The sequence below is a fragment of the Pseudomonas sp. SA233 genome (assembly GCF_054792385.1).
Genome location: NZ_CP096449.1, coordinates 5,191,386 through 5,212,168 on the forward strand (window position 1 = coordinate 5,191,386; position 20,783 = coordinate 5,212,168).

Sequence of the window (20,783 nt, forward strand, 5' to 3'; positions counted from 1 at the left end):
AGTTTACCCGATCGCGCGCAGGTGCACCGCAAAGCGCTCGGCCAGCCATTGCGCGGCAGGCCCCAGCGGCTCGTCACGACGCCAAGCCAGTTCCACCACCAAGGCCGGTGGCCGCCACTCGCTATCCAGTTCGACCATGTGCGCTTGGTAGGTCGGGTACTGCACCACGTGCCGCGGCAGCCAGGCCCAGCCCAGGCCGCGCATCAGCAGTTCGGCCATGGCGTAGAAGCTGTCGGCGCGCCATACCTGCGGGCTGATCGCTTCGCCGCCGGGGTAGCCGCTTTGCTGCGGGGCAATCAGCAATTGCCGGTGGCGCGCCAGTTGCTGCCGGGTAACCCGGCCTTCGCCGGCGAGCGGGTGACCGACCGCGCAGACCGTGACCATTTCCACACTGCCCAAGGCGCGCCGCTCCAGCGAGGCCGGGATGCTCTCGTGGTGGAAGAACAGTCCAAGATCGGCGCGCCGCTCCACCAGCTTGCGCGCCACATCGCCCTGGGCACCGCTGGCCAGCTGCACCTCCAGGAACGGGTAGCGGCTGGCCAGTTCGTCGAGGCTGTCAATGACCGGCTGATAGGGCATGGCTTCGTCCTGGGCGACCCGCAACAAGGCCTCCTGCCCGCGCATCAGCGCCAACGCACGGCCATCCAGACGCTCGCACTGGCGCAACAGTTCGCGGGTATCTTCCAACAGGGCGCTGCCGTTCTCGGTCAGCTTGGGTTGCCGGCCACTGCTGCGCTCGAACAAGGTTACCCCCAGGTCGGTTTCGAGCAGGGCGATCGCGCTGCTGATTGCCGACTGGGCCTTGCGCTGCTCGCGGGCCACGGCAGAGAACGAGCGCAGTTCTGCAACGCGCAGGAAAGTACGCAACTGTTCGAGGTTCCAGTGCTCGGCCATCGACCTATCTCGCATAGTGATAGGTAATGACTTTACCCCATTCTGGGTGGGACTAGAATCTGCAGCCAGCTAACGGAGGATCTCGCCATGAATGCCTACACCTACCTCGCCATCGCCATCTGCGCCGAAGTCATCGCCACCGCTTCCATGAAAGCGGTGAAAGGCTTGAACACGCCCGTGCCGTTGCTGCTGATGGTGGTTGGTTACGGCATTGCTTTCTGGATGCTGACCCTGGTGGTGCGCAGCATTCCGGTGGGGATCGCCTATGCCATCTGGTCGGGGCTGGGGATTGTGCTGATCAGTGTGGCAGCGCTGGTGATCTATGGGCAGAAGCTGGATGTGCCAGCGATGCTGGGCATGGCGATGATTGTGGGCGGGGTGGTGGTAATTCAGCTGTTTTCGAAGACGGCTGGGCATTGAGGCAGCCTGTACGGGCCTCATCGCCGGAAAGCCAAAGAGTTGATACAGGCCGCAGGGTCAACACCATCCCTGTGGGAGCTGGCTTGCCGGCGATAGGGCCATCACAGGTATACCCTGTATACTTGCCAGCTGTCCCAGTCTTCGAGGTACCGCCATGCCATCTGCCATTTCCACTGACGTGCTGATCGTCGGCGCCGGGGTCGCAGGCCTCTGGCTCAATGCCCGCCTGCGCCGGCTGGGCTACTCGACAGTACTGGTGGAACGCGCCAGCCTTGGCGGCGAGCAGACCATCAAGTCTCAGGGCATCATCCATGGCGGCACCAAGTACGCCCTGCATGGCGCCCTCACCGGCGCTTCGGAAGCCATCGCCGACATGCCGCGACGCTGGCGCGAAGCGCTGAGCGGCAGCGGCGAGCTGGACCTGACCCGCACTCGCCTGCTGTCCGACGCCCATTACCTGTGGTCCCCTGGCACCCTGGCCGGCAACCTCACCAGTTTCTTCGCCAGCAAGGCCGTGCGCGGCCGGGTCGACCAGGTGAAGGGCGAGCAACTGCCGCCGGCGCTGCAGGACCGCGCCTTCAAGGGTAAGGTCTATCGCCTGGCCGAGCTGGTCATCGACGTGCCCAGCCTGCTGGCCAACCTGGCCGAGCTGGCAGGCAACAGCTTGCTGGCCGGTGAGCACATCGAGCCGCTGCGCGAGGGCGACGACCTGGTCGGCCTGCGCGTCGACGAGCGCGACATCCGCGCCCAGCGTATCGTGCTCAGCGCCGGCGCCGGCACCGAGCAGCTGCTGCATGCCCTGGGCCTGAACCAGCCAGCCATGCAGACACGCCCGCTGCATATGGTGATGGCCAAGGGTGCCAACCTTAAACCGCTTTACGCCCATTGCCTGGGCGGCGGGCCGAAGCCACGGGTGACGGTGACCACCCACCCGGCCGCCGATGGCCAGTGGGTCTGGTACCTGGGTGGCGACCTGGCCGAAGCCGACGGCGTTGCCCGCGAGCCGGCTGCGCAAATCGCCGCGGCACAGAAAGAAATCGCCAACCTGCTGCCATGGGTCGACCAGAGCCAAGTGCGCTGGGCCACCCTGCGGGTCGACCGAGCGGAACCGGCGCAATCGGGCCTGGTACGCCCGGACAACGCCTTCCTCGCCGACCAGCAACGCCTGCTGGTCGGCTGGCCAACCAAGCTGGCCCTGGCACCGGACTTCAGCGACCGGGTCATCAGCCACCTGGAGCGCGACGGTATCCGCCCACAGGCGCAGGCCGACCTGGCTGACCTGCCACGCCCACCGCTGGGCGTACCGGCCTGGGAGCAACTGCTGCCATGAGCCTGCCGACCCTGCACGACTTCCATCGCCCCTTGGGCAGCACCGGCTTCAAGGTTTCGCCGCTCGGCCTGGGCACGGTCAAGCTGGGCCGCGACCAGGGCGTGAAGTACCCTACCGGTTTCACCATCCCCGGCGACGACGAAGCCCGCCTGCTGCTGGCCCAGGCCCGCGAGCTGGGTATCAACCTGATCGACACCGCCCCAGCCTACGGCCGCAGCGAAGAACGCCTGGGCCCGCTACTGCGCGGCCAGCGCGATGAATGGGTGATCGTCAGCAAGGTTGGCGAAGAGTTCGACAACGGCCAATCGCACTTCGATTTCAGCGCCGCCCATACCCGCCGCTCGGTGGAGCGAAGCCTGCGGCGCCTGGAAACCGACCGCATCGAATTGGTGCTGGTGCATTCGGACGGCAACGACCTGGCGATCCTCGAACAGCAGGAGGTTTACCAGACCCTTGCCGAGCTCAAGCAGGAGGGCAAGATCCTCGGCTTCGGCCTGTCTGGCAAGACCGTCGCCGGCGGCCTGAAGGCACTGGAGCAAGGCGACTGCGCCATGGTCACCTACAACCTCAACGAACAGGCAGAACGCCCGGTGCTGGACTACGCTGCCGAACACGGCAAGGCCATCCTGGTGAAGAAGGCACTGGCCAGTGGGCATATCTGCCTTGCCCCGGGCGTTGACCCGGTACAAGCCAGTTTCGAGCTGCTGTTCGCCCACCCGGGCGTGAGCAGTGCTATCGTCGGCACCATCAATCCGTTGCACCTGGCCCACAACGTGGCCACCGTCGCCCGTATTCTGGGCCAGCATTGAGTTGCCCCAGGCCCATGGGCCTGGACTGACCCGACGCAAGGAGGAGCCTCGTGGCGCGAACGCTGATCCGCAAGAACCCGAGCAACTTCAAGACACTACCGCTACATGTCGAGGCCACGCCCGAAGGTCTGATCTACCAGAGCATCGGTATGCCGCTGAATTTTGCCCAGATCCAACAACGGCGCAAGGCTATCCAGTTGCCCGACGTGCAGCGCTTCGTGGTCGAACTGGCCAACCTTGGCGTGTCGGTACGGCTGACCCTGCATTGGCAGAACCGCGATTACTGGGTGCTGGTACGTCAGCGCCGGCAAGACCGTGGCGATGTGGTGCTGAAACTGATTTCCGGCTATGTGCCGGCGCAGGAGCTGAACCTGCCATTGCACACGGCCGTGCAGGAAGTGGCCGAGGAATGCTTGCTGGAAACCCCGGAAGGCTGGCTGGGCGGGCGCTTCAACGACACCTGGTTGCCGGTCCCCTACGCTGCCGCCCTGCACTACCGCGAAACGCCGCACTTCGTGCTGGCCCCGGAGTCGGGTGCCGCGCGCCCGGTGCACTGCGGCAAGCTGATGCTGCTGGAACGGCCGCGGGCGTATGTGCACTTGCCCACCGCCTCGCTGCAACTGATCTACGACATGCGCCTGCAGGTACCCCGGGACGCCAAGAAGCTCAGCCTGTTCCACGTTGATGAGCGGCTGGAGGGCGACCAACTGGTGGCGCGGCTAAACCGCAAACGACCAGACCTGTACCTGATGCCATTGAAGGACGGCCAGCCACTGGCTGAGCTGTATACCGTGAAGAAGGACGAACTGGTGCCGGCAAGCACGCGCGGGCTGTACCTGGCCGAAAGTTTTGCCCGGCAGGATGGCTGGGTGGTCACGGACGAGCGGGTGCGCTGGAAGGATTGGGTGAAGCAGCAGGGGTTGGTGGAGAACAAGCCGGTGCGGGCATCGCACCTGCAGCGGTTTGGCGACAAGGCGCGAGCGCTGCTGGAGCGGGCGCGGACCTCATTGCACAAGTAAGACTCTGGGGCTGCTTCGCAGCCCATCGCGACACAAGGCCGCTCCTACAGGGGATCGCGCAAGCCTTGAAGTTGCGTGACCTGCTGTAGGAGCGGCCTTGTGTCGCGATGGGCCGCAAAGCGGCCCCGGGATCGATCAGTTCTTGCGAATCTTCTCGACAATCGCCGTGGTCGAGCTGTTCTCGACCAGCCCCAGCACCTTCACGGTACCGCCATAGGCCTTGACAATATCGGCACCCACCACCTGGTCGATGCCATAGTCGCCACCCTTGACCAGCACGTCCGGCTTGACCTGGCTCAGCAGGTTCTCTGGTGTACCCTCGGGGAAGCTGATGACCCAGTCCACCGCCCCCAGCCCGGCCAGTACGGCCATGCGCCGGTCGACGCTGTTGATCGGCCGGCCCGGCCCTTTCAGGCGGCTGACCGAGGCATCGTCGTTGACCGCGACGATCAGGCGATCGCCCTGGGCCCGCGCCTGCTCCAGGTAGGTGACATGCCCGGCATGCAGGATGTCGAAGCAGCCGTTGGTGAAGACGATCTTCTCTTTGTGCGCTCGCGCGTCATCAATGGCCAGCAGCAGTTGCTCCAGGCCCAGCACGCCCCGCTCGGAGCCTTCCTCACGCTGGATCGCCCGGCGCAGCTCGGGGGCGCTGATCGCAGCCGTACCCAGCTTTCCGACCACGATGCCCGCTGCCAGATTGGCCAGGGCCACCGCGTGGGGCAGGTCCTCGCCGGCAGCGATGGCCGCGGCGAGGGTGGAGATGACGGTATCACCGGCACCGGTCACATCGAACACTTCACGCGCCCGCGCCGGCAGGTGCAGCGCCGGCTGGCCAACGCGCAGCAGGGTCATGCCGTGCTCGCCACGGGTCACCAGCAAGGCGCCAAGGTCCAGGTCCTGCAGCAGTTGCAGGCCCTTGGCGACCAGCTCGGCCTCATCAACGCAACGGCCGACGATGGTCTCGAACTCGCTCAGGTTGGGGGTGATCAGGCTGGCGCCACGGTAGATGGAAAAATCCTTGCCCTTGGGGTCGGCCAGCACCGGAATGCCCTTGGCCCGCGCGGCCTGGATCAGGCTCTGGTGGTTTTTCAGTGCGCCCTTGCCGTAGTCGGACAGGACCAGCACCTTGACGCCCTCGAGCAGGCTGTCGACCTCCGCACCCAGCGACAGCGGGTCGGTGGCGAATGGCTCTTCGAAATCGATGCGCAGCAACTGCTGGTGACGGCTCATGACCCGCAGCTTGACGATGGTCGGCTGATGCGCGATGCGCTGGAACACCGAGCGCACGCCTGCAGCTTGCAGGCTGTTGGCCAGGCTGTCGGCGGCCTCATCCTGGCCGGTGACGCCAATCAGCGAAGCCGGTGCACCCAGGGCGGCGATGTTCAAGGCAACGTTGGCCGCGCCGCCGGGGCGATCCTCGATCTGATCGACCTTGACCACCGGGACTGGCGCTTCAGGCGAGATACGCGAAGTACCGCCATGCCAGTAGCGGTCGAGCATGACATCGCCGACCACCAGTACCGGGGCTTGATCGAAACGCGGCATGGACAACTTCATGGGCAACCCATATGGAAATAATGAACAGGGGCAGGATATTAGCACAGGGTAGACGACGGCTTTATGGCCAGATCACCCCAGGAAAATTCCCGTGACAATCGGGGCCGCGATGGCCCCGATCAACGAGGGTTCAGGTGATATCGGCCTTGGCCGGCTCATCCAGGCCCATGGCATGCAGGCGGGCATAATGGCCATTGGCCGCAAGCAGCTCGGCATGGGTGCCGCGCTCGACCAGGCGCCCCTGGTCCATGACCAGGATCTGGTCAGCTTTCTCGATGGTCGACAGACGGTGGGCGATCACCAGCGTGGTACGGCCCTGCATCACATGGTCCAGGGCAGCCTGGATATGCCGCTCGGACTCGGTATCCAGCGCCGAAGTGGCTTCGTCGAGGATCAGCAGCGGCGCATTCTTCAGCAGTGCCCTGGCAATCGCCAGACGCTGGCGCTGACCGCCGGAGAGCAGTACGCCGTTCTCACCCACTTCGGTATCGAAGCCTTTCGGCAGCCGGTCGACGAACTCCTTGGCATAGGCATCGGCCGCAGCGGCTTCGATGTCGGCGCGCGGGGCGCCGGCCAGGTCGCCATAGGCGATGTTGTTGGCCACGGTATCGTTGAACAGGGTGACATGCTGGGTCACCTGCGAAACGTGGCGACGCAGGTTGCGCAGGCGATAGTTCTCGATCTCCACGCCATCGAGCAGGATCTGCCCCTGGTCGTGGTGATAGAAGCGTGGTATCAGCGCGGCAAGCGTAGACTTGCCACTGCCGGAGCGGCCGACCAGTGCAATCATCTGCCCTGGCTCGGCTACGAAGCTGATATCGCTCAGCACCTCACGCTCGGTACCCGGGTAGGTGAAGCTGAGGTTGCGCACTTCCAGGCGCCCCTCCACCCGCTCCTTCTCGACGGTACCGGTATCCACTTCAGGCTCTTCGTCCAGTTGCTCGAAGATGCTTTCGGCGCCGGCCAGGCCCTTCTGGATGGTCGAGCTGACTTCCGAAAGCTGACGTATCGGCTTGGGCAACAGGCCGGCGGCGGTGATGTATGCCACCAGATCACCGGCAGTGGAATCACCGCGCAGGAACAGCACCAGGAACATCAGCGCGGCCATGGCGGTGTAGATCACCAGTTGCAGCATCGGCGTGTACAGCGAGCCGGTCTTGGTCATTTGCAGCTGCTTGTCGGTGTTGCTCTGGCTGGCCTTGCCGAAACGCTGCTCTTCGTAGGCCTCACCGCCAAAGCTGCGCACCACGCGGTAGCCCTGGATGGTTTCCGAGGCAACGTGGGTGACGTCGCCCATGGCCACCTGGATCTTCTTGCTCTGCTTGCGGAATTTCTTGCTGGCGACGCTGACCATTACTGCGATCACCGGCAGGATGGCGACCATCACCAGTGTCAGGTGCCAGTTCATCCACAGCAGATAGCCGAACAGGAAAACCACGGTCAGGCCTTCGCGGATCACCACCTTGATCGCATCGGTCGCAGCACCAGTGACCATGGTCACGTTGAAGGTGATGCGCGAGATCAGGTGCCCGGAGTTGTGGTTGTCGAAGTAGCGGTTAGGCAGCACCAGCAGCTTGTTGAACAGTTCCACACGCAGGTCGTGCACCAGGCACAGGGAAACCTTGGCCAGGAAGTAGTTGCCGAGGAACGAGCCCAGGCCCTGCCACGCGGCGATCAGGATGATCAGCAACGGCACCGCCTGCAGCAGTTGCAGGTCGCGCAGGTAGGGGACGTTTGGGAACAACACCGCTTCGGGGTTGCTCAGCCCATCTACGAAGTACTTCAGGATCCCGGCCAGCATCGGCTGGGTCGAGGCAAAGATCACGAAACCGATGATGCTCAGCAGGAAAATGCCGACATAGGGTTTCACATAGCTCAGCAGCCGGAAGTAGATCTTCAGGCTGGAGGTGTGTTCCGCCGGTCGCGGTGTTTCGGCCATTATCAAGCTCGCTGTTCAGGTTGAACCGGAAATTTTACCACAGGCATCATTTTCGGCACTCCCCCATGGCAGCAACATGGCCAGGCCCACGGGGAGCCAGCTGATGAACCATTCGGCACGTGGCGTACCAGTGAGGCTGGCGGCATCGAACTGCATGGCCAGGGTGGAGTACACCCAGAAACCGAGCAGGATCTTGCCGAACAACGTGCCACGTGCGCGGACGATTTCGCCCAGGGTGTACAGCCACACCATGACCCACAGCAGCATGCCGGGCAGGCCCAACTCCACTGCGATGTGGGTGAACATGTTGTGGGTATGGTCGAAGTGCTTGCCCACTGCACTGACGTCGTAGGCAGCGCCCAGGCCAAGGCCGGTCCAGGGATGTGCGGCGATCATGTCGACCACGGCGTGGAAGATTTCCGGCCGGTAGGACGAACCGCGCTGGGCGATCAGGTCGTACACGAGATAGAAGGCCAGGCAGGTGGCAATGGCCGCCAGCACGGCAAACACCCGGCTGTGGCGGTCACGGAACCACAACGGGGCCAGGATCACGGTGAGCACCAGGGCCAGGATTGCCCCACGGCTCTGGCTGAGCATGGCAAACAAACCCAGACACACCAGCGCCACCAGCCACAACAACTGCAGGCCACGTTGCCGCGGCGGCTCGTAAAGCAGGAAGAGCACGGCCGAACCGATGACATAGGCGCCCAGGATCGGGTGCGATATCTCGCCGATGCCCTCCAGCCGGGCCAGCAATGGCATGCCCAGCACGCCGTAGAAATGGATTACCGAGATCAATGCGGCAACGGCCAGCAAGGCGCTGCCGGCCAGCAACAGTTGACGAATGCGGGCCTGGCCAAGCTGGCCCAGCAGCGGGAACGCCAGCAGGAATACCAGGATGTAGAGCAGGCGCTTGGCCTCGCGCCCCGGGTTTTCTGCGGCCGACCAGACCAGGCTGAGCCCGCTCCACGCCAGCAGCAGCAACACACTCCCCCACAAGGCCGGCTGACGCCGCCAGGCCTGCACTATTACCTGCCTTGCGGACCACGCCATTACCAGCGTCGGCAACCACAGGAACAGCACCAGGCCTTGCTGATAGACCTTGTTGCTCGGTGCCAGGGCAATCGCTGCCAGGAACCAGACCAGACCAAACCCCAACCAGGCTTGCGCCCAGTTTTTTTGATACAACATCCTTTCCCCCGATGAATCAAAGACACCATCCAATGGTGCTACAACATTATTTTCGGCATTATTGCCGGTCATTCTGTTCGCCCGACGACAAGGCTCTATTCATGCAATGCTCCCGGCTCCCCCAGGTCGACTTCGATCAGCTGACACAAGGCGCACAGGTGCTTGAGGCAGATAGCCATGGCGCCAAAGTCTACCTGCTCGCGGATGGTAATTTCCTCAAGGTTTTTCGTAGGAAGCGGCTGATTTCATCTGCACTGCTGCGCCCGTACTCGCAGCGCTTCGTCGACAACGCCGCACGCCTTGCACAGCTGGGCATCCCCACCCTGGAGGTGATCAGCCAGCACAAGCTCGACCTGCCAGGGCGTACCGCCGTGCTGTACCGCCCGCTGCCAGGGCGCACCTTGCTGCAGATGTCGCGCGATGAGGGTTTCAGCTGGGACACCTACCTGCCGCGCCTGATCGAACTGATTCGCCAGTTGCATCGCAGCGGCGTGTACTTCCGCTCGTTGCACCTGGGTAATGTGGTGGTCACCCCCGACCAGCAACTGGGCCTGATCGACGTTGCCGACATGCGCTTCCTGCGCCCGCCGCTGTCGGCGCGCATGATTCGGCGCAATGTGCAGCATATGGTGCGTTATATCGAGCGGGAGAACCTGGGTGACCGGTTCCCCCTTGCCGCCTTCGAGGCAGCCCTGCTGGCACGCTGAGCATCAACTGCGCAGCAGGCTTTGCGAGCCATTGCAGAATGCTTGCCAGGCCCGCTCCGGGGCCAGCGCCTGGCGCTGCCGGGCAGCTACCGCCGGGGCACCGAGCACCGAGCAACGCTCGATCGCCTCGGCCCAGGCATTTTCATTGGCAACGGGCAGGTAGCCACCGGTGTCCTGCAACTGCTCGCGGAACACCTGCAGGTCGCTGCATACCACCGGCACGTCGGCCATGACCGCCTCCTGCACCACCAGCCCCAGGCCTTCGGAGCGCGAAGGCACCAATAGCCAGTCGAATGCCCGGTACAGCTGCTGCAGGTCGTCTCGGTGACCACTCAGGTGAACACGACCAGCCAGGCCAAGCGCGTCGATACGAGCCTGCAGCACCGCACGCAGAGGGCCTTCGCCGATGATTGCCAATTGCAGGTCCGACTGGCGCGCACTGGCCTTGGCGAACGCCTCGATCAGCATCTCGAAACCTTTGCTCTCCACCAGCCGCCCGACCGCGCCCAGCATTACCCCTGCTACCTGTGGCAACTGCAGGGCCTGCCTGGCTGCGTCCCGACTCAACAACGGTTCGGCGAAAGCCAGCGGGTCAAGGGCCATGCGCAAGGTCCGCACTGGCCTGCCCAGGTCGTGTTCGAGTGACGTGGCAAGTGTCTGTGAAACGGCGGCGATGCTCAGACGCTCGGCCGGAAACATGCGCAGCAGGCGAACATCGCTGGCACTCAGGCGCGTCTTGCCGTGGAACAGCACCTTGGCACGCACCTGCGGAACCTGCTGCAACAACGGCAACACCAACCGCGCCACACCGACACCGTCGAGCAGCACGACTTCAGCCTGGGCCTCGTTCAGCGCCTTGCGCAAGCGCATGCGCAACCATGGGCGCAACAGGCGCCAGAAGTGCCGCCCTTTCAGCGCCCGTGACGGCATATGCCACTCCCGGGTCGAGCCAAGCCCACAGCAAAGCCCGCTACCCAGCAGCAGCCAGTTACTGATCCGGGCATCGGCACCCGCGTGCGACAGCACCTGCCGATGCACCTTGTGGATGGACATGTACGGCGTTCCACCCGCCCACATCACATTGACGATGTTCATGGGCCCTCTCCCGCTCATGTCAGGTGGGACAGCGACTTCACTGAACAAAAATGGTGATTCCCATGCCAATCACGGCACCCGCCACCAGCGTCAATGCCAACTTTATCCGATCACGTTTACGACGTTTGGCCTTGCGTTCCACTTCGATGGGCAAGGTCACGTGATTACCAAATCCAGTGTGCAATACTGCATCACCCTCCAAGGTGACCGCTGTCAGGTTTAACTCAGAATAACGCCGGGAAAGTGCCTTCTCTCCAGCATAGGCGGCAAATGGCGCGCAACGCTGGTAATCGCTCAAACGGCGCAACCCGGGGTTGAGCGAAAACGCCTGCCACTCGGCCTTATCGGACAGCAGTGGGTAGCAAGGCACCCCGGCGATCACCCGGCGATCACCCAGGTGAATGTAAGGGCTGTGGATGGCCAGGTCATGGGCATGGCTGCGCAGCCACACCTGCAACAGATCAGGGCTGACCTCCAGAATGGCCCGGGAGTCTTCGACGAAGCCCTGGCGATAGAAGTGCCAGTCGTCCTCGCAGTGAAAGATGTAGGGCGTCTTGACGTGGCTGTAGGCCAGGTCGATAGACGGCAACTGGCCCAACTTGGGCCGGTTTACGAACACCTTGCAGTGCGGTTTCCAGTGCTCAGGCACAGCGGCATGCACTGCATCGTCACCGGAATCTTCGGTGATGAACACTTCGCGAATGGGCGCGGTATTGTAGCGATCGAAACTCTCAAGGGTATCTTTGAGCAGATCGAACCGCCCACAACTGGTCACGACGAGCGTGACATCACTCTCATTTGAAAAGCGCACCGGACTCCCTCCGCATTGCGACTTCGACTTCCAACGCCCGTTCCACAGGCGCGAAAGTTCTTATGTTAGATGCCCAGCTTCAGGCGCAGCCGCTGCCATGCAGACAACGGCGGATGGGGCCTGAGCGCCGGGCGCATGTGGTCGACGATGCTACGTCCAACAGCCCCGAAACTGAAACGGGAAACCGCCAGGTGGCGACCATTTTCTGCAATCTGCCGGGCCAGTTCAGGGTCCGCGCGCAAACGGCGGAGCTTTTCCTGAAGGGTCGGGATGCTGTCATAGAACACCACGTTGTGCATGTCCTGCAGGCCCAGTGCGCGGTTCTCTTCCTCGCCCTGGTCATACGCCAGCAACACACAGCCACAGGCCATGGCTTCGAAGTTCTTGATCATGTATTCGCCCATGCCGACGTCGGCACTGACGAAGAAGCGGATCCGGTTGAGTGTGTTGCAGTAGTCTTCACCCGATTTGGTACGGGTCACCACCAGGTTCTCGACCCGGCCCAGCTCGTCCAGCAGTGCCTTGCGGCCGCTGTAGGCCACGCTGTTGGTGCTGCCGACGAAGGCCAGTTCGATGTCGCGCTCACGCCCCTGGTCGGCCAGCAACTGCTCGTCGTAGCCCTTGGGCACGAAGACTGCGTCGAAACCTTCCTGACGCAGGCGCTCGCTGACCATGTAGCCGGAGCTGATCACCCGCGCCCAGGGCAGCTTGCGGTAATGGGCGCTGAACTTGCCGGTGTACTTGCACGGGATGTAGTTCTGGTAGGCATCGTGCTCGAGGATGACCAGGTTCGGCACCGTACGGATGAATGCTGCCTGACGGATTTCCTGTTTGAAACGCAGGAAGAAAACAATGCGGTCATAACGCTCGACCTGCACTTCACGCTTGAAATAGCGGCGCAGGTTGCGCTGGTCTTCGCTGGTCAACCAGCGCAGGTCGCACTCGCAGTTGGCCGCGACGCCATCGTACAGGCGGTCGAGAATCGCCCGCTGTTCCTTCTGCACCAGAAATAGGACTTTCATTGGGTTCCTTGGGCGCTCTGCGCCATCGCGGTCAACCATGGGGCGCGGCTACAGCTCACGCCGCCAGAACAGTTCATGTCGGCGCACGGCCTTGCGGAAGAATTCGTTCTCGCCGTAAGGCGACGACCGCCGCCCGGCCAACCAGCGCTGCAACAAGCGGCGCAGGCGGCGTTTGAACGGTGCTGGCGGCTGCAGGTCGTGCATCATGCCCAGGGCCATGGCCTTGTCGCGCTGGGTCGCCAGGTCCAGTACCAGGCTGCAAGGAGCCCAGGCCTGGACAGCGTCCTGCTGTGGCGGCAGGGCCACGCCATCACCACTGTCGCCCATCGGCCAGCGGTCGTTGTCATGCAGGTGGTTGGCGTAGCACAGCAGGGTTTGCGGCTGCCAGGCCAGGCCTTGCAAGGCTTCCAGCACCGCTGCCTGGGCACAGATGTGGTCGGGGTGCGGGTCGAGCTGCGGGTGCGGCATCACCAGCACCTCTGGCCTGGCCATTTCCAGCAAGGCCCGCAGGTCGGCGAGCAGGTTGCGCCAGGTCGGCGCGCCATCGACATCGGCCGGCAGCGGGAACGGGTTGAATCGGCGGAATACGCGAATGTCGGCGAGGTCGGCCTCGCGAGAAGCGGCCGGCTGGTCTGGCGCAGCCTGCATGGCAGGCAGTTGCAGACAGAAGTAGCCCAGCTGCACGCAACGCGATTCCGCCACACCAGCCCAGCGTGGCACGGCAACACTATCCCAGGCCCTCAGGCGGCCCTTCAGGCGCGCGGCCTCGGCCTTTGCCAAGCCCATCTGCTGATAGTGCTCGGCCTCGATTTCACCAGCGGTCAGGGTCACTACCCAGGCTTCGTCGGCCTGGCTGTAAAGGCCGTAAGCGGCCAGCTCGGCATCATCGGCATGCGGCGCGATCACCATCACCCGGCGCCGTTGCAGCTCGACCGGCGGGGTTATCCACAAGCGCGGCTGGCCCGCCAGCCGGCAATGCCGACCACGCAGGCGCAACGCGCCAGCCTGCAGAGGTGCGGCGAGGCCGGTGAGGTTGAGGAAGCGCACGCCATCGACGCCGCGCTCGAAGGTTTGCCGGTCGGCCTGCTCGCCAGCCACCAGCTCGACCTGCGGGTCCAGGAAGCGCCCCAGCCAGCTGCTTTTTACCCGCAGTTCGAGGACCAGGGTTTCGTTGCCCTGCAGCACGCACTCAGCCTTGAGCAAGCCGCCGCTCAGGCTGGCAGGAGCCTCCCGGGTCTGCTCGCCGAAGTCGTAGGCGTAGTCCTCGCCTGGCGCGTAGAACAGGTGGTCGGCAAACCAGGCCTCGTGGGCCGCCCACAACAGCGGCAACAGCAGCAGTGGCAACCACCACCAGCTGAACGCACCTATGGCCACCAGCGCGACCAGGCCCGCCAACAGGCCCAGGCGCTTGTTGCGCCGGTGGCGCTTGAGCAACTGCTGCTTGCGACTCACGCCTGATACACCGGTACGGGGTTGCACCAGCGGTCCTTGTACTCGCGGTCGGCACGGCCGAACGAAAACCGCAGCGGCTTGTTGCGTGCACGGGCATCTTCCCAGGCGGCCTGGGTATTGAGGAAGCTCAGCACGCTGCCGGGGCTGAAGGCCTTGGTTTCAGGGTCGACACCGCCATTGATGTACTCGACGCTGATCCATTCCGGCGCTTCGACACGGTATACCAGCTGGATGGCAATCGGCTTGCCGTCCAGCAGCAGCACCGAGCCGATCAGCAGCTCACGCAGGCGTTCCAGCACCTCGGCCATGCGCTCGGCGCCGGTGGCAGGGAAGCCCCAGCGGCGCTGGAACAGGTCGCAGTACATGCTGGCGATTTCCTGCGCGCTGAAGTCGCTGATCGGGCGCACCACACCGCCCGCCTCTTCCAGCAGGCGTAGTTCGCGGCGCTGGTTGTAGCGGAACTTCTTCGACAGGTCTTCATGGGCGCGGGCCATGGCCAGCTGTTCCTTCTGCGCCTTGAGGCCGCTGAAGCGGCCCAGGTTCAGTTCGGACAGGTAGCGCGCGGCATGGCGCAACGGTGCAGCGGCATCGGCCGCCGCCGGCAGGATGATCTCGGCGTTGCCCAGGTCGAACAGGGCCTTTTTGCCGGCACGCTTGAGCACGTCCTTGGACAGCGCAAGGTGGCGCCCCCAGGTAGGAATGGCGGCTTTCAGCTCGCCGGCCTGGTGCCAGCCCAGGTAACGCACAGGGATCTGCGCCAGGTCCGCCAGCTGCTCGACCACCTGGGGATGGGTGGCGACACTGCCACCAAACCGGGCCCATGCCTCGGCATAGGCCTTGCCGTCGATAACTTGCCAACCGCGTTCGCGGAAGGCCTGGATACGGTTGAGCATCAGGCCTGCCCCACCAGCGCGCGGACTTGCGGCAGCTGCCAGAATGCTTCGCGCACCGCCTGGTCGGAAAAGCGTTCACGCAGGCGCTGCAGCATGTGCTCGGCACAGGCCTGGCGTTGCTGCCCATCGAGCACAGCCATGTGTTTCAGACCCTGGGCCAATTGCCCCGCATCGCCCAGCGGGAACAGCATGCCAACACCCTCCACCACTTCGCGGGCACCACCACAGGCTGTGGCCAGTACCGGCACACCGGCGACCATGGCTTCGAGCAGGACCATGCCGAACGGCTCATGGTCGGAGCTCAGTGCGAATACGTCGAATGCCTGGAAGTAACGGCGCGCATCCGGCACCTGGCCAAGGAAGTCCACTTGCCCGGCAATGCCCAGCTCGGCGGCCAGTGCCTTGAGCCTGGCTTCCAGGCGGCCCTTGCCCAGGATTGCCAGGCGGGCGCCAGCCGGCAGCCCCGGTAGCGCTTCGGCAAAGCCACGCAGCAGGGTGGCCTGGTCCTTGTCCGGGTGCAGACGCCCGACGTTACCGACAATCCACGCCTGTGCATCCAGGCCCAAGGCCTGACGGGCCTCGGCGCGTGGAACCAGGGCTGCTTGCAGGGCGTCGATGTCGATGCGGTTATACAAGGTCTGGATACGATCTGCCGGCCACTGCGACAGACAGCGGCGCATATCGTCACGCACTGCGTCCGACACGCCCAGCAAGCTCAGACGCTTGCTGAACAGGTTGGCGAAGATGCGTCGCCCCTTGCGCTCGTAGTCACCGAAAGCATGGTGCACGCCGATCACCGGCAAGCCGGTGCCCAGCAACGCCACGTAGATCGGTTTGAAGCGATGGGCAATGCAAAAGGCAAAATTGCGCTCGGCCGCGATCCGCCGCAATGCACGGATGGCGCCGAGTTTCAGGCCGCGCACGGCCTTGGAGCTGAACTCCAGGAACAGCACCTCGTCCGAGGCGCAGCCGGCCGCTACCAGCGGGTCGGCGGCGCCGGTGAGGAACACCGTGGTGACCTGGTAGCCACGCCCCTGGAACAGGCTGGCGTACTGACGGGCGCAGTCCAGGAACGGCCCGTCATAGCCATGGCAGAACTGCAGGATGCGCGGTTCAGAGCGGCTGGTCATACGGGGCCGCGCCGTCCTTCACAACCAGGATGTCTTCCATGATCAGGTACTGCAGGTCTGAGCCGAAGAACATGTTCAGGGCATCGGTCGGCGAGCAGATCATCGGTTCACCACGACGATTCAGCGATGTGTTCAGCGACACGCCGTTGCCGGTCAGGTCTTCCAGCGCCTTCATCATGTCGTAGTAGCGCGGGTTGTACTCGCGCTTGAGCACCTGGGCACGCGAAGTGCCGTCTTCGTGGACCACTTCCGGTACGCGGGTCTTCCACTCTTCAGCCACTTCGAAGGTGAAGGTCATGAACGGCGCCGGGTGGTCGACCTTGATCATTTGCGGGGCGACGGTGTCGAGCATCGACGGGCAGAAAGGTCTCCAGCGTTCGCGGAACTTGATCTGCTCGTTGATGCGGTCGGCTACGCCAGGCACGCTCGGGCAACCGATGATCGAACGGCCGCCCAGGGCACGAGGGCCGAATTCCATGCGGCCCTGGAACCAGGCCACCGGGTTGCCGTCGACCATGATTTTGGCGATGCGCTGCGGCATGTCGTCGAGCTTGCGCCACTTCGGCGCGTTCGGGTGACGGGCACAGGCAGCGATCACGTCTTCGTTGGAGTACGAAGGGCCGAGGTAGACGTGTTCCATCTTCTCGACCGGTACGCCACGGGCGTGGGAAACGTAGGCGGCAGCACCCACGGCGGTACCGGCGTCACCGGAAGCCGGCTGAACGAACAGCTCTTTCAGGTCTGGGCGGGCAATGATCTTCTGGTTGAGTTTGACGTTCAGCGCGCAACCGCCGGCAAAGGCCAGCTTGCCGGTTTCACGCAGCACGTCGCCCAGGTAGTGGTCGATCATCTGCAGGGCGATCTTTTCGAACAGCGCCTGCATGCTGGCCGCGTAATGGATGTACGGCTCGTCGGCGATGTCGCCTTCGCGCTTGGGGCCCAGCCACTCGATCAGCTTCGGCGAGAAGTAGAAGCCCTTGCCCTTCTCTTTATAGCGACGCAGGCCAATGACGTTGGCGTATTCGGTGTTGATCACCAGTTCGCCGTTTTCGAAGCTGGCCAGGCGCGAGAAGTCGTACTTGCTGGCGTCGCCATACGGCGCCATGCCCATGACCTTGAACTCGCCATCGAGCATCTCGAAGCCGAGGAACTCGGTGATCGCGCCGTACAGGCCGCCCAGCGAGTCCGGGTCGAAGAACTCCTTGATCTTGTGGATCTTGCCGTTTTCGCCGTAGCCAAAGAAGGTGGTGGCGTATTCGCCTTTACCGTCGATGCCGAGGATTGCGGTTTTTTCCTTGAAGCCCGAGCAGTGATAGGCACTGGAGGCGTGGGCCAGGTGGTGCTCGACCGGCTCGATCTTGACCTTTTTCGGGTCGAAGCCCAGTTGCTCCAGGCACCAGACAATCTTCTTGCGGTAGCGCTTGTAGCGACGGTTGCCCATCAGGATGGCGTCGAGGGCGCGGTCCGGGGCGTACCAGTAGCGCTTGGCATAGTGCCAGCGCGCCTTGCCGAACAGGCTGATCGGGGCGAACGGGATGGCTACCACGTCGACGTCGGATGGCTTGATGCCTGCCTGTTCCAGGCAGAACTTCGCCGACTCGTAGGGCATGCGGTTCTTCGCATGCTTGTCACGCACGAAGCGCTCTTCTTCGGCGGCGGCAATCAGTTTGCCGTCAATGTACAAGGCCGCGGAAGGGTCATGGCTAAGGGCGCCGGACAGGCCAAGAATCGTCAATGCCAAGGGATTAGCCTCTTCATTCGGTAGAAATGCGCCAGCGGCCTCTTGGGCGGGTGGCGGCTAAAGGGCGGGATTATAACGCAAACATGTGCGCAACGCGGCAACCTGTACTGGCCTCATCGCCGGCAAGCCAGCTCCCACAGGTACACCGCCGACCTTGAGGCCCGCGCTGTACCTGTGGGAGCTGGCTTGCCGGCGATGGGGCCGGTACAGGCAAGCAATATTATTCAGCGATCAGCCAGTCCATGCGGAAGCTGCCGGCGGTTTGCGCCAGCTCTTTGGCCAGCCATGGCAGCAGCTCCTTGAGCTCTTCTTCCAACCCCCACGGCGGGTTGGCGATGGCCAGACCGGAGCCATTGAGCCCCTGCGGGCTGTCCTGGTGGTGCACATACAACTCGACCCGCAGCAGTTTCGGTGCGCCGGTGCTGGTCAGGTCCTGGTAGAAGCGGGTCAGCGAACGCTGGTCCTTGATCGGATACCAGATGGCCGCGACGGTCTGGCGCATGCGACTGATCGCCTCTTTCATGGCGGTAGTGCAGCGCTTGAGCTCGTCAGCCTGTTCGAACGGCGGGTCGATCAGCATGATCGCGCGCTTTTCCTGCACGGGCAGCAAGGCCCGCGGCACATGCCAGCCTTCGCCCAGGTGCACGACCACGCGCGGGTCTTTCTTCATGTTCTCTTTGAGCAGCGGCCCGTCCTCGGGATGCTTCTCGTTGAGCAGGGCGCGGTCCTGCTGGCGCATCAGACGGCGAGCCAGCTCGGGCGAACCGGGGTAGTAGCGCAGCTCGCCATCGGCATTCAGACGCTTGATGATTCGCAAATAGTCGTCAGCCATGGCCGGCAGGTCATCGCGATTCCACAGGCGGGCGACACCTTCCAGGTACTCGCCGGTGCGGGTTGCCTGGTCGCCCTGCAGGTCGTAAAGGCCGAGCCCTGCATGGGTATCGATATAGGCGAACGGCTGCTCCTTGCGCGACATCAGGGCGATGAGGCGGGTCAGCACGATATGTTTGAGGACGTCGGCGTGGTTGCCGGCGTGGAAGGCGTGACGATAGTTCATGGCAACTCCTGCGGGGGTGGCAAGTTTACCTTGCCTTGCAGGCGGAGTCAGGCCTGGCTGCTGATCGGCGGTGACCTCTTCGCGGGTAAACCCGCCCCCACAGGCACCTCACAGAATTTGAGTTCTGTGCAATCCCTGTAAGAGCGGGTTCACCCGCGAAGCAGGCGCCGCCGACTCAACGGGTATTACTTGTCAGCGTGATACGCCGCATCAGCAGTCTCGAAGCGCTTGACCATTGCCTGCGACGGGCTGCCCAGCTTGCTCACCACGACGATGGCGATACTGGCGAACAGGAAGCCCGGGATGATTTCGTACAGCCCGAGGGTGTCGAAGTTCTTCCACAGGATCACGGTCAGTGCGCCCACCACGATACCGGCCAGTGCGCCGTTACGGGTCATGCCTTTCCACAGTACCGAAATCAGCACCACCGGACCAAAGGCAGCACCGAAGCCGGCCCACGCATAAGCTACCAGGCCCAGCACGCGGTTTTCCGGATTGGCGGCCATGGCGATGGCGATCAGGGCGACGGCCAGCACCATCAGGCGGCCGACCCACACCAGTTCGACCTGCGAAGCGTTCTTTCGCAGGAACGCCTTGTAGAAGTCTTCAGTCAGGGCGCTGGAGCACACCAGCAGCTGGCAGCTCAGGGTACTCATCACCGCCGCCAGGATGGCCGACAACAGCACACCGGCGACCCATGGGTTGAACAGGATCTTGGCCAGCTCGATGAATACACGCTCGTGGTTCTCGGTGACCGGGCCTGCCAGCTCAGGATGTGCCGAGAAGTAGGCGATGCCGAAGAAGCCTACGGCGCAGGTACCGACCAGGCACAGGATCATCCAGGTCATGGAGATGCGGCGGGCTTTGGCGATCGACTTCACCGAGTCGGCAGCCATGAAACGCGCCAGGATGTGCGGCTGACCGAAGTAGCCCAGCCCCCAGCCCATCAGCGAGATGATGCCGATGAAGGTGGCGCCCTTGAACATGTCGAAGTGGGCCGGGTTGACCGCATCGATGGCAGCGAAGGTGGTATCGAAGCCGCCAGTGGAGATCAGCACGATCACCGGAGTGAGGATCAGCGCAAAGATCATCAGCGAAGCCTGCACGGTATCGGTCCAGCTCACCGCCAGGAAACCACCGATGAAGGTGTAGGCGATGGTCGCAGCAGCACCGGCCCACAGGGCGGTTTCGTACGGCATGCCGAAGGTGCTCTCGAACAGACGGGCACCGGCAACGATGCCGGAGGCGCAGTAGATGGTGAAGAACACCAGGATCACGATGGCCGAGATGATCCGCAGCAGGCCGCTGTTGTCTTCGAAGCGGCTGGAGAAGTAGTCCGGCAGGGTCAGTGCATCGCCGTTGTGCTCGGTCTGCACGCGCAGGCGGCCAGCAACGAACAACCAGTTCAGGTAGGCGCCGACGGTCAGGCCGATGGCAATCCAGGCTTCGGACAAGCCGGAGAAGTAGATGGCGCCCGGCAGGCCCATCAGCAGCCAGCCACTCATGTCGGAAGCTCCGGCGGAAAGCGCGGTGACCACGCTACCCAGGCTGCGACCGCCAAGGATGTAGTCGGAAAGGTTATTGGTGGAGCGATAGGCGGCGAAGCCGATCAGCACCATTGCGGCGATATAGACCACGAAAGTGATCGTTAGTGGATTGCCCATGCGTGTGCCCTGGCGTTTGTTTTTATGTCATGCACAACCGCGGCAATGGCGG

18 protein-coding genes are annotated in these 20,783 nt (G+C 63.6%); 5 read left to right on the plus strand and 13 right to left on the minus strand.

Annotated elements, in window-relative coordinates; translation table 11 throughout:
* Positions 1-3 precede the first annotated feature (3 nt).
* Positions 4-894 (minus strand): LysR family transcriptional regulator, encoded by an 891-nt coding sequence (locus M1D87_RS23840; RefSeq protein WP_123084759.1) that lies wholly within the window; start codon positions 892-894, stop codon positions 4-6.
* Positions 895-981: 87 nt separating this feature from the next.
* On the opposite strand from M1D87_RS23840, the gene M1D87_RS23845 reads away from it, so the two are divergent.
* The 4 genes from M1D87_RS23845 to M1D87_RS23860 all read left to right on the plus strand — a co-directional run bounded on the left by M1D87_RS23845 (position 982) and on the right by M1D87_RS23860 (position 4,472).
* The gene (locus M1D87_RS23845; protein ID WP_013974468.1) at positions 982-1,314 is read left to right on the plus strand and encodes a DMT family transporter; all 333 of its coding nucleotides are present in this window, start codon (positions 982-984) and stop codon (positions 1,312-1,314) included.
* A gap of 154 nt (positions 1,315-1,468) precedes the next feature.
* Positions 1,469-2,644: an NAD(P)/FAD-dependent oxidoreductase gene (locus tag M1D87_RS23850; RefSeq protein WP_123084760.1), complete on the plus strand. Its 1,176-nt coding sequence runs from the start codon at positions 1,469-1,471 to the stop codon at positions 2,642-2,644.
* Positions 2,641-3,453: an aldo/keto reductase gene (locus M1D87_RS23855; RefSeq protein WP_013974470.1), complete on the plus strand. Its 813-nt coding sequence runs from the start codon at positions 2,641-2,643 to the stop codon at positions 3,451-3,453. Before M1D87_RS23850 ends, M1D87_RS23855 begins: the two co-directional genes overlap by 4 nt.
* A gap of 50 nt (positions 3,454-3,503) precedes the next feature.
* On the plus strand, positions 3,504-4,472 hold the full coding sequence (locus M1D87_RS23860) for a metal ABC transporter ATPase (RefSeq protein WP_123084761.1): 969 nt from the start codon (positions 3,504-3,506) through the stop codon (positions 4,470-4,472).
* A gap of 135 nt (positions 4,473-4,607) precedes the next feature.
* On the opposite strand, the gene hldE is transcribed toward M1D87_RS23860, so the two are convergent.
* The 3 genes from hldE to M1D87_RS23875 form a co-directional block, all read right to left on the minus strand.
* Positions 4,608-6,029, minus strand: coding sequence for a bifunctional D-glycero-beta-D-manno-heptose-7-phosphate kinase/D-glycero-beta-D-manno-heptose 1-phosphate adenylyltransferase HldE (gene hldE, locus M1D87_RS23865; RefSeq protein WP_025340854.1), 1,422 nt, complete (start codon positions 6,027-6,029; stop codon positions 4,608-4,610).
* A 130-nt stretch (positions 6,030-6,159) separates the two neighbouring features.
* Positions 6,160-7,968 carry a lipid A export permease/ATP-binding protein MsbA gene (gene msbA / locus M1D87_RS23870; protein WP_123084762.1) on the minus strand — a complete coding sequence of 603 codons (1,809 nt, stop codon included), beginning with the start codon at positions 7,966-7,968 and terminating at the stop codon, positions 6,160-6,162.
* A gap of 15 nt (positions 7,969-7,983) precedes the next feature.
* Positions 7,984-9,159 (minus strand): O-antigen ligase family protein, encoded by a 1,176-nt coding sequence (locus M1D87_RS23875; protein ID WP_061550412.1) that lies wholly within the window; start codon positions 9,157-9,159, stop codon positions 7,984-7,986.
* 101 nt (positions 9,160-9,260) lie between these two features.
* Between M1D87_RS23875 and M1D87_RS23880 the strand changes: the two genes are divergently transcribed.
* On the plus strand, positions 9,261-9,866 hold the full coding sequence (locus tag M1D87_RS23880; protein WP_015272032.1) for a serine/threonine-protein kinase: 606 nt from the start codon (positions 9,261-9,263) through the stop codon (positions 9,864-9,866).
* A 3-nt stretch (positions 9,867-9,869) separates the two neighbouring features.
* Here the strand turns inward: M1D87_RS23880 and M1D87_RS23885 are convergent, their stop codons facing one another.
* From M1D87_RS23885 to putP, 9 genes are all read right to left on the minus strand, one after another.
* Positions 9,870-10,961 carry a glycosyltransferase gene (locus M1D87_RS23885; RefSeq protein WP_039612456.1) on the minus strand — a complete coding sequence of 364 codons (1,092 nt, stop codon included), beginning with the start codon at positions 10,959-10,961 and terminating at the stop codon, positions 9,870-9,872.
* Positions 10,962-10,998: 37 nt separating this feature from the next.
* On the minus strand, positions 10,999-11,772 hold the full coding sequence (locus tag M1D87_RS23890; RefSeq protein WP_039612457.1) for a glycosyltransferase family 2 protein: 774 nt from the start codon (positions 11,770-11,772) through the stop codon (positions 10,999-11,001).
* A 65-nt stretch (positions 11,773-11,837) separates the two neighbouring features.
* A complete protein-coding gene (locus M1D87_RS23895) occupies positions 11,838-12,794 on the minus strand; it encodes a glycosyltransferase family protein (RefSeq protein ID WP_015272035.1) in 957 nt (318 codons plus the stop codon).
* A gap of 48 nt (positions 12,795-12,842) precedes the next feature.
* Positions 12,843-14,246, minus strand: a complete 1,404-nt coding sequence (locus M1D87_RS23900; protein ID WP_123084763.1) for a PIG-L family deacetylase — start codon at positions 14,244-14,246, stop codon at positions 12,843-12,845.
* Positions 14,243-15,139, minus strand: coding sequence for an antimicrobial resistance protein Mig-14 (locus M1D87_RS23905; RefSeq protein ID WP_039612459.1), 897 nt, complete (start codon positions 15,137-15,139; stop codon positions 14,243-14,245). Before M1D87_RS23905 ends, M1D87_RS23900 begins: the two co-directional genes overlap by 4 nt.
* The gene (locus M1D87_RS23910) at positions 15,139-16,269 is read right to left on the minus strand and encodes a glycosyltransferase (protein WP_123084764.1); all 1,131 of its coding nucleotides are present in this window, start codon (positions 16,267-16,269) and stop codon (positions 15,139-15,141) included. Before M1D87_RS23910 ends, M1D87_RS23905 begins: the two co-directional genes overlap by 1 nt.
* Positions 16,253-18,010 carry a carbamoyltransferase family protein gene (locus M1D87_RS23915; RefSeq protein WP_013974482.1) on the minus strand — a complete coding sequence of 586 codons (1,758 nt, stop codon included), beginning with the start codon at positions 18,008-18,010 and terminating at the stop codon, positions 16,253-16,255. The genes M1D87_RS23910 and M1D87_RS23915 overlap by 17 nt, the downstream gene beginning before the upstream one ends.
* A gap of 220 nt (positions 18,011-18,230) precedes the next feature.
* On the minus strand, positions 18,231-19,067 hold the full coding sequence (locus M1D87_RS23920; RefSeq protein WP_025340863.1) for a 23S rRNA (adenine(2030)-N(6))-methyltransferase RlmJ: 837 nt from the start codon (positions 19,065-19,067) through the stop codon (positions 18,231-18,233).
* A 185-nt stretch (positions 19,068-19,252) separates the two neighbouring features.
* The gene (gene putP / locus M1D87_RS23925) at positions 19,253-20,731 is read right to left on the minus strand and encodes a sodium/proline symporter PutP (RefSeq protein WP_123084765.1); all 1,479 of its coding nucleotides are present in this window, start codon (positions 20,729-20,731) and stop codon (positions 19,253-19,255) included.
* Positions 20,732-20,783 lie beyond the last annotated feature (52 nt).